Origin of the sequence: Chthonomonas sp., assembly GCF_035294505.1 — a bacterium.
Lineage (GTDB): Bacteria > Armatimonadota > Chthonomonadetes > Chthonomonadales > Chthonomonadaceae > Chthonomonas.
This window is the reverse complement of sequence record NZ_DATGKU010000173.1, coordinates 42,460-49,976: the sequence shown is the minus strand read 5'-3', so window position 1 is coordinate 49,976 and position 7,517 is coordinate 42,460. Positions and strand designations below refer to the sequence as shown.

The 7,517-nt window shown below is 54.9% G+C and carries 6 protein-coding genes; 1 reads left to right on the top strand and 5 read right to left on the bottom strand.

What is annotated here, in order from left to right:
* On the bottom strand, positions 1-729 hold a 729-nt coding region (gene groEL, locus VKV18_RS09945), incomplete at its 3' end, for a chaperonin GroEL (RefSeq protein ID WP_324201006.1).
* A gap of 110 nt (positions 730-839) precedes the next feature.
* Positions 840-1,130, bottom strand: coding sequence for a co-chaperone GroES (groES, locus tag VKV18_RS09940; RefSeq protein ID WP_016481917.1), 291 nt, complete (start codon positions 1,128-1,130; stop codon positions 840-842).
* A gap of 295 nt (positions 1,131-1,425) precedes the next feature.
* On the opposite strand from groES, the gene dapF reads away from it, so the two are divergent.
* Positions 1,426-2,286: a diaminopimelate epimerase gene (gene dapF, locus VKV18_RS09935; protein ID WP_324204051.1), complete on the top strand. Its 861-nt coding sequence runs from the start codon at positions 1,426-1,428 to the stop codon at positions 2,284-2,286.
* A gap of 56 nt (positions 2,287-2,342) precedes the next feature.
* Here dapF and atpG read toward each other — a convergent pair whose 3' ends face one another.
* From atpG to atpA, 3 genes are all read right to left on the bottom strand, one after another.
* Positions 2,343-3,221 (bottom strand): ATP synthase F1 subunit gamma, encoded by an 879-nt coding sequence (gene atpG, locus VKV18_RS09930; RefSeq protein ID WP_324204050.1) that lies wholly within the window; start codon positions 3,219-3,221, stop codon positions 2,343-2,345.
* A gap of 41 nt (positions 3,222-3,262) precedes the next feature.
* The gene (locus VKV18_RS09925; protein WP_324204049.1) at positions 3,263-5,680 is read right to left on the bottom strand and encodes a Gfo/Idh/MocA family oxidoreductase; all 2,418 of its coding nucleotides are present in this window, start codon (positions 5,678-5,680) and stop codon (positions 3,263-3,265) included.
* An 86-nt stretch (positions 5,681-5,766) separates the two neighbouring features.
* The gene (gene atpA, locus VKV18_RS09920) at positions 5,767-7,473 is read right to left on the bottom strand and encodes a F0F1 ATP synthase subunit alpha (RefSeq protein ID WP_345786409.1); all 1,707 of its coding nucleotides are present in this window, start codon (positions 7,471-7,473) and stop codon (positions 5,767-5,769) included.
* Between the last annotated feature and the right edge of the window lie 44 nt (positions 7,474-7,517).

Sequence of the window (7,517 nt, the reverse complement as noted above, 5' to 3'; positions counted from 1 at the left end):
CTGCTGCGCGATCTTCTCCAGCAAGGGGATGAGATCGGTTGCGGAGCTAATCTTTTTCTCATAGATGAGGATGTAGGGATTTTCGAGGACGGCCTCCATACGCTCGGTGTCGGTGACGAAGTAAGGGGAGATGTAGCCCTTGTCAAACTGCATGCCGTCTACGAACTCGGTGTAGGTTTGGAGGCTTCGGCTCTCTTCTACGGTAATCACTCCATCTTGCCCTACACGTTCGATAGCATCTGCGACGAGCTGGCCGATCTCCGCATCGTTCCCGGCGATAGCGGCGACGCTGGCGACTTTGGCCTTGTCTCCGCGCACTTCCACGGCGAGCTTCTTCAGCTCTTCCACGGCGCGCTCCACAGCGCGCTCAATACCGTGCTTGACTTGCAGGGGGTTACCGCCGGCAGCTACATAGCGGAGGCCTTCCTTAAGAATAGCTTGAGCCAACACGGTGGCGGTGGTGGTTCCATCGCCAGCCACATCATTGGTTTTGCTGGCAACCTCTTTTACCAGTTGCGCCCCCATGTTCTCGTAGGGGTCTTCCAACTCGATCTCTTTAGCGACGGTGACCCCATCTTTGGTGATGGTGGGGGAACCCCATTTTTTATCGAGAACCACATTTCGGCCTTTGGGGCCAAGGGTTACTTTTACTGCATTCGCAACGGCCTCGGCACCTCTTTCGAGAGCACGACGGGCCTCTTCATCATACAATAGCATTTTTGCTGCCATGGCTTCGTTTCTCCTTACGATGGGTTTCGGAAATGGATACAGACAATTCTCATGTTGTGTACAGAGGCTTTGCGGGCAAGCTCTTCGCTCTACCCCTCAAGGCCAACGCCCTACCCCTCAATGATTGCGAAGACCTGATCTTCATCGAGGAGGACGTAGTCTTGGCCATCAATGGTAACTTCGGTGCCACCGTATTTAGCATAGAGGACGGTATCGCCGACCTTAACGGACATGGGTTTGATCTCGCCGTTTTCGAGGATGCGCCCATTCCCTACGGCCACCACTTTGCCCTCTTGAGGCTTTTTCTTCGCGGTATCGGGCAACAGAATCCCACCGGGAGTCTTCTCCTCTTCTTCGCTCGGTTTCACGACCACTTTGTCACCCAAAGGACGCAGACCCATTTTGTGTCTCCTTTCTTGGTATTGGCTTGGAAGGGGAGGGAGTTCCGTTTTAGCGCTCTCCACCTTCGAGTGCTAACAAAGAATACTCGATAGGCCGGATTTTTGTCAAGTTCTGTCGCTAGCAGGTTGATGGAGCAAGAAAGTAGCCGTTTGCCGTTCCAACATTGCCTAGAAGAGATTCAGTGTGTTCTAAAGACCATCTCATGTAAGGTATTCTATATATCCCTCAAGCCACGCGATGTGTCCTCGGGATGGGGGTATGCTTGAGATCGCACCATGAGGTGAGGTTGCCATCGTGGCCGAAAAGATTGCCTTCACAAAGATGCATGGCGTTGGGAACGATTTCGTGGTCGTGGATGGGCGGGACGCAAACGACCAGGATTGGTCGGCGCTTGCTATCGAAATGTGCGATCGTCATACGGGCATCGGTGCGGATGGCCTCATTATTCTAGAGCGAACGCTTTTTGCCGATCTCATGATGCGCATGTACAATCCCGACGGCACACCGGATGTTTGTGGGAACGGTCTGCGGTGTGTGGCACGATATGCTGTGGAAGAGGGGATAGTAAGCAAAGACGACCTTTTTATAGGCACCTTAGCCGGAGTGCGCCGAGCCAAGTTGCATCGAAACGCAGAGGGACAGATCGTTTCGATCACAGTGAGCATGGGGCGGCCACAGTTTGAGCCGGCCTCTATTCCCATGCGTGTAGCCCAAGAACCGGTGATAGATTTTCCTCTTGATGTGACACCGACAGAGACCCTCCTGATCACTGCACTTTCAACCGGCACGACTCATGCCGTTACATTTGTGGCGGAGCTACCGGATGATGAGCGCTTCTTTACCATCAGTCCTCTTGTGGAGAAACACCCGCTTTTCCCGGAGCGCGCCTCACTGATGTGGTGCGTATTGGTCGCACCTAACGTGCTTTCGATGCGCATTTGGGAGCGTGGGGCAGGAGAGACCTGGGGGTGCGGGACAGGTGCCTGTGCAGCTGCAGTAGCGGCCGTGCTTAAAAACTGTGCTTCTCCTGATGCGCCGATCGTCGTGCGAAGCAAAGGGGGCGAGCTTATCGTCCGCTGGCGGCCTGGTGCTGAGATCGAGATGACCGGTCCAGCAGAGCGTGTTTATCGCGGCTTTTATCCTCTTTGCCGTTAGATTGGTAACTATTCATGAAGGGGGGAAGAACTGGCTCTTCCCCTCTTTCCAAACGGTTAGCCTTTTAAGGCCTCGGCACCGCCAACGATCTCAGATATCTCACGAGTAATGTTGGCTTGACGCGCGCGATTGAGTTGTAGAGTAAGAGTTTGGATCATTTTGCCTGCGTTGTCGGTTGCGGCACTCATGGCGGTCATGCGGGCGCCATGCTCGCTGGCGGTCGATTCGAGAAGGCATTGATAGATCTGTCCATCAATGTAACGAGGTAGAAGCGCACTCAGAATCTCGTTGGCGGATGGCTCAAAGATGTAGTCATCGAAATACTGTGGGGCCTCCGTTGTTTCTTCCTGTTTCTCGGGTGGCTGGATAGGAAGAAGTTGGAGATCGGTGGGCCGGGTGGTGATTGCGGTGTAGAAGCGTGTATAGAGCAGGTAGAGCCGGTCGATCTCGCCATTGAGGAAGGCTTCACGAACAACGCGCGCGATATCTTGAGCATCGGCAAAGGTAGCGCCGGTTCCTGGAATGCTGAACTCGGCTGCGATCTGGTAGCCACGCCGACGGAAGAACTGAATGCCTTTGCGGCCTACTAGGTAGAGCTTGACTTTGGAGCGGTCGTAGGGGCGAAGCAGTTCGGTGGCGCGACGAAGCATCGCGGAGTTGTAGGAGCCTGCCAAACCTCTATCTGAGGTGATGATGAGAAAGCCGGTGTTCTCCAGCTCTCTCTGTTGCAGGAGAGGATGATCTAAGAGTTCTCCTGCGGAGCTAGCGAGTCGAACCATCATATCACGCATGATCTCGGCATAGGGACGAGCCGCCTGTACCCTATCTTGGGCACGCTTAAAACGGGCTGCCGCCACCATTTTCATAGCTTTGGTAATCTGCTGGATATTTTTTGCTGCTCGAATACGAGCACGAACTTGTCGAATAGTTGCCATCTTTATCTTCTATCCGTTAGGATTCACTTGTGGGTATTTCGTTAAGATTTTCTTACCGCAGAAAGAAGCGTTTCTACAAGCGCATCGTCAGCCGCCTGAGGGTCGTTGGGATAGCGTTGGGCGATTGAATGGGCAAAATCGCGAAATTCGTCGAGATGAACGGCGCGGCGACCGTTCTTTTCGGAGAGATAGGCGGCTCCGACAACGGCGGAGCAATCGGCACCGAATTGGGCGTCACAGAGAGGTGGACGGCCGGTGCGAATGCACTGCACCATATTGAGGATTTCGCCGTAGAAGGAGGACGGCCAAAACTGCCACGTGGGGCCGGTAGCTTCGATACGTCGAACCTCTCGGTCATAGGCATCGGTTATGACGACATAGCGGTGTCCCTCTTGGGATGTGAAGTAGAGCCGGCCTGTAGTGCCGATGACCACGGTATCGGGTGAATCGCGGTGGCTCCACGACCCCTCAACGTGAGCGTTCGTCCAGGCACCGGTTTCTGCATCTTCAAAGCGGATGAGAATATGGGCGTCGTCATCTACGGTAACGGTTTGGTAGTGTCCATCAATAATGCGTAGCGGCATTCGGATCGCCATCCCGAAAGGCTCTACGGCCTTGACCACGGTAGGACGTTTCTTCAAGCCGCTAAGAAACCATGCGGCCCCGATGGCGTGAATGCCGTTATCGAGGAGAGAGCCGCCCCCACCGAATTCAGGGTTCCAGAATTTGGGATTGCCTTCCGGCCCACCATGTGCCGTTGCGAGGAACATAAGCAATGGCTCGCCAATAGCTCCGGCATGGATGAGTTTGCTGGCGGTGTAGTAGTCCGGGTCGAAAAGCCAGTTTTCGTTATGCTGGTAGAAGCGGCCGGTGCGTTGAATGGTGGCGATGAGGCGTTCGCTTTCCAGCCAACTACGACAGAGTGGTTTTTCACACATGACATGAATGCCGGCTTCCAATGCCTTGATAGCGAGGGGTACATGAAGCACGGGCTGGGTGCAGATGTCCACGAGATCGGGCTGAATCTCGCTGATGACTTCACTGATATCAGAGAAGAGACGAACCTCCTCGAGGTCGCGCATGAGGCGTTCGATAGCGTCGTCATCGTGGCGCTCACGTGCTCGCTCGATCTGTTCCGCGGTAAGGTTTTGAAGGCGGCGGTAGGCGTGCTGAAGCGCATCCGAATCCGGATCGCACAGGGCGACGAGTTTCGCCTGTGGAATGAGGGGGTAACAGGGTAGGTGGGCGCCACGAAAGATGCCGCCTGTGCCTATAGCGGCGACGCGAACACGGTATGAGGGATCGTAGCCAACCGGTTTGGGGGTTGGTTGGGTGACTGGATAGAAGGCGACCTCTTCTTTTGGTTGTTCCTCTCTTTCGAGGGTTATCGTCTCGCTATGCGATTCAGCAGGTGCGGTTGGGGCTTCGACCGTGGCGGTTTCTGCCATAGCGATAGGTTGGGATGGCTCTGCATCTTGACCTTCGATTGTCGCTTGAGACACTTCCTCCGGTTCTTCTTCAACCGGGAAGGAGACGACTTCTAACGTTTCGGTCGAAGCGGTTGTTGACGTTGTATAGTCCCACGGGGAAGTGGAAGGTTGAGCAACTTGCTCGTCTACAGTGGGAGCGGGTGTTGCTTCTCCTTGTGCCGACGGATGAGAGAGCAAGGCCTCCATCTCTTCCGGAGTGATGCCGGTTATAATCGGCGTAGTTTGGGGCGTCTCTTGGGGTGTAGACGGGGCCGTTGGTGGCTCCTCGGCCGGCGTAGGAGTTTCATAGGTCATCGGCTGTTCAGAAACGGCCGGCTCTGCTTCCGTGGAGGCGGTCGTTGGAGGAGAGGCGGTTGTTTCTACCGGTTCGGTAGATGGGGGCGCGGAGGGTTCGGTGGTGGAAAGTCCCAGTCGGCGCTCAAGATCGGAGAGCAACTGCTCTGCAGATTGGGCAGGAGTGGGTGCCTGAGTTGGGGTGCCCGTGACCTCTTGCCGAGCTGCCGCTTCGGACTGCAAGCCTTCGATTTTGTCGCTAGCCCGTTGAAACATCTCTTCGGCTTCGCCTATACCGGAACCCGGCTGTTGGTCCTCCACTAAAGTGGTATAGCCCATGGCGAGGCGCGCTTGCAGATCGCGTAGCATGAGATTAAGACGAGCCTCCTCTGCAGGGCGCTGCGCCTTAAGTGTTTCGGCTTCTACCTCCGCTTTTGCAAGGCTGTCTTTGAGGGTTTGAAGCTCTTTTTCGAGGGTGGCGATCTCTTCGCGCAGTTCGTTAGCTACGGATGGATCCTGCAGTTTATTGGCCTGAACGAGCTTCTCTTTTCTCATGGCGAGGTCGCGCTCTCGCTTCGTTACCTCCTCTTGCAGGCGATTGCGCTGCATGATGGCTGTAACGACTCGTTCGCGTAGCTGTTCGATCGCACGTTTTGTTTGTTCGATAGCCTCTTGTAGGGATGTCTCCGGGTTCATAGAAAACCTCCTTGTACGCGATCTCCCTTAGCCCAAAACACTAAGGGAGATCGCAAAAAGCCCTTAACGAACTTTTCAACAAAGCCTTAGGGGTGGAACTGGGCTTTAAAGGCTTGTATAGCTTTATTTAGTTCTGCCTCTGTGGTCTCATCCAAATCTTTGGTGAGTCGGATTTTTTCAAGGATGTCGGGATAGTTCTTTTCCATGAAGGGATGAAACTCCGCCTCGAATTTGCTTACGGCGTTCACGGGAATATCATCGAGATAACCATTGTTGCCGGCGTAGATGATGGTGACCTGTTTTTCCACGGGCATGGGTTGGAACTGCGGTTGCTTAAGTATTTCGATGAGTCGCGAACCACGCTCGAGCTGGTCACGGGTCACCTTATCGAGATCGGAGGCGAACTGGGCGAACGCTTGCACCTCCCGGAACTGGGCGAGGTCAAGTCGCAGTCGGCCTGCCACTTTAGCGCTTTTCATCGCCGAAATTTGTGCCGAGCGTCCTACACGGGACACCGAGATACCCACGTTGATAGCGGGACGCACGCCGGCAAAAAAGAGGTCTGGTTCAAGGAATATTTGTCCATCCGTAATGGAGATGACGTTGGTGGGGATGTAGGCAGAGACGTCGGAGGCCAATGTTTCGATGATGGGCAGCGCCGTGAGACTTCCACCGGTTCCCGGCTTTTTGCGAACTTCGAGGGAATCGGCATTGGGCATGGCGGCAAGGTCTTTTTTGGCCTCACTTAGCCCATGGCTACCCTCGTAAAGTTTACCGTTGATGCCTTCTGTCGTTTCTGCGGGGGCGGTTTTCTCTACGATGATATAGTCCTCGCGAATTTTTGCGGCCCGTTCAAGGAGACGGCTATGCAGATAGAAGATGTCGCCGGGGTAGGCTTCGCGTCCGGGGGGGCGTCGGAGAAGCAGGGAGACTTGGCGGTAGGCGACGGCATGTTTGGAGAGGTCGTCGTAGATGACGACGGCATGTTGTCCTTTATCGCGGAAGTACTCTCCGATGGTGCAACCGGTGTAGGGAGCGATGTACTGCATCGGAGCCGGGTCGGAGGCGTTGGCGGCCACAATGATGGTGTAGTCCATGGCACCAGCAGCCTCTAGGGTACGGCGAACATTTTCGACGGTCGAGGCCTTCTGGCCGATAGCGACGTAGATGCAGATAACGTCGCCGCCCTTTTGGTTGATGATGGTATCGAGGGCGATGGCGGTTTTTCCGATACCGCGGTCGCCGATGATCAGCTCCCGTTGTCCACGCCCGATGGGCACGAGTGCATCTATGGCTTTGAGACCCGTTTGCAGCGGCTCTTTTACGGGTTGGCGCTCCACAACGCCTGGGGCACGGGCTTCGATATAGGCATATCGCGTAGCGGTGATGGGACCTTTGCCATCGAGGGGGTCGCCTAGGGCACTTACCACGCGGCCTAGCAGACCTTCGCCTACGGGTACCTCGATGATGCGGTTTGTGCGTCGAACCGTGGTTCCCTCAAAAATCTGTTCGCAGGGGCCGAGGATAATGGCGCCGACATTATCTTCTTCGAGGTTGAGGGCAATCGCACGAATAACGGCGCCGTTTTCGTCTACGATGGGGTTCCCCTTTTCATCGAGGAACTCCAACAACTCTGACACCATGCAGCCTTGCAGACCGTAGATGCGTGCGATTCCGTCTCCCACCTGGAGAACGGTTCCAGAATCATAAGTTGCAATTTCACGTTTTGTGGTTTCGAGCAACTCTCGCTCGAGTATTGAAGTTATCTCTTCTGGTCGAATGGCCATCGTTATCTCTATCTCCAGCGCAACGTCGTATTGTAGACGTTTCGGGTTTT

Coding starts and splice junctions, on each gene's coding strand:
- groES (WP_016481917.1), bottom strand. CDS start 1,130: ATGGGTCTGCGTCCTTTGGGTGACAAAGTGGTCGTGAAACCGAGCGAA.
- atpG (WP_324204050.1), bottom strand. CDS start 3,221: ATGGCAACTATTCGACAAGTTCGTGCTCGTATTCGAGCAGCAAAAAAT.
- VKV18_RS09925 (WP_324204049.1), bottom strand. CDS start 5,680: ATGAACCCGGAGACATCCCTACAAGAGGCTATCGAACAAACAAAACGT.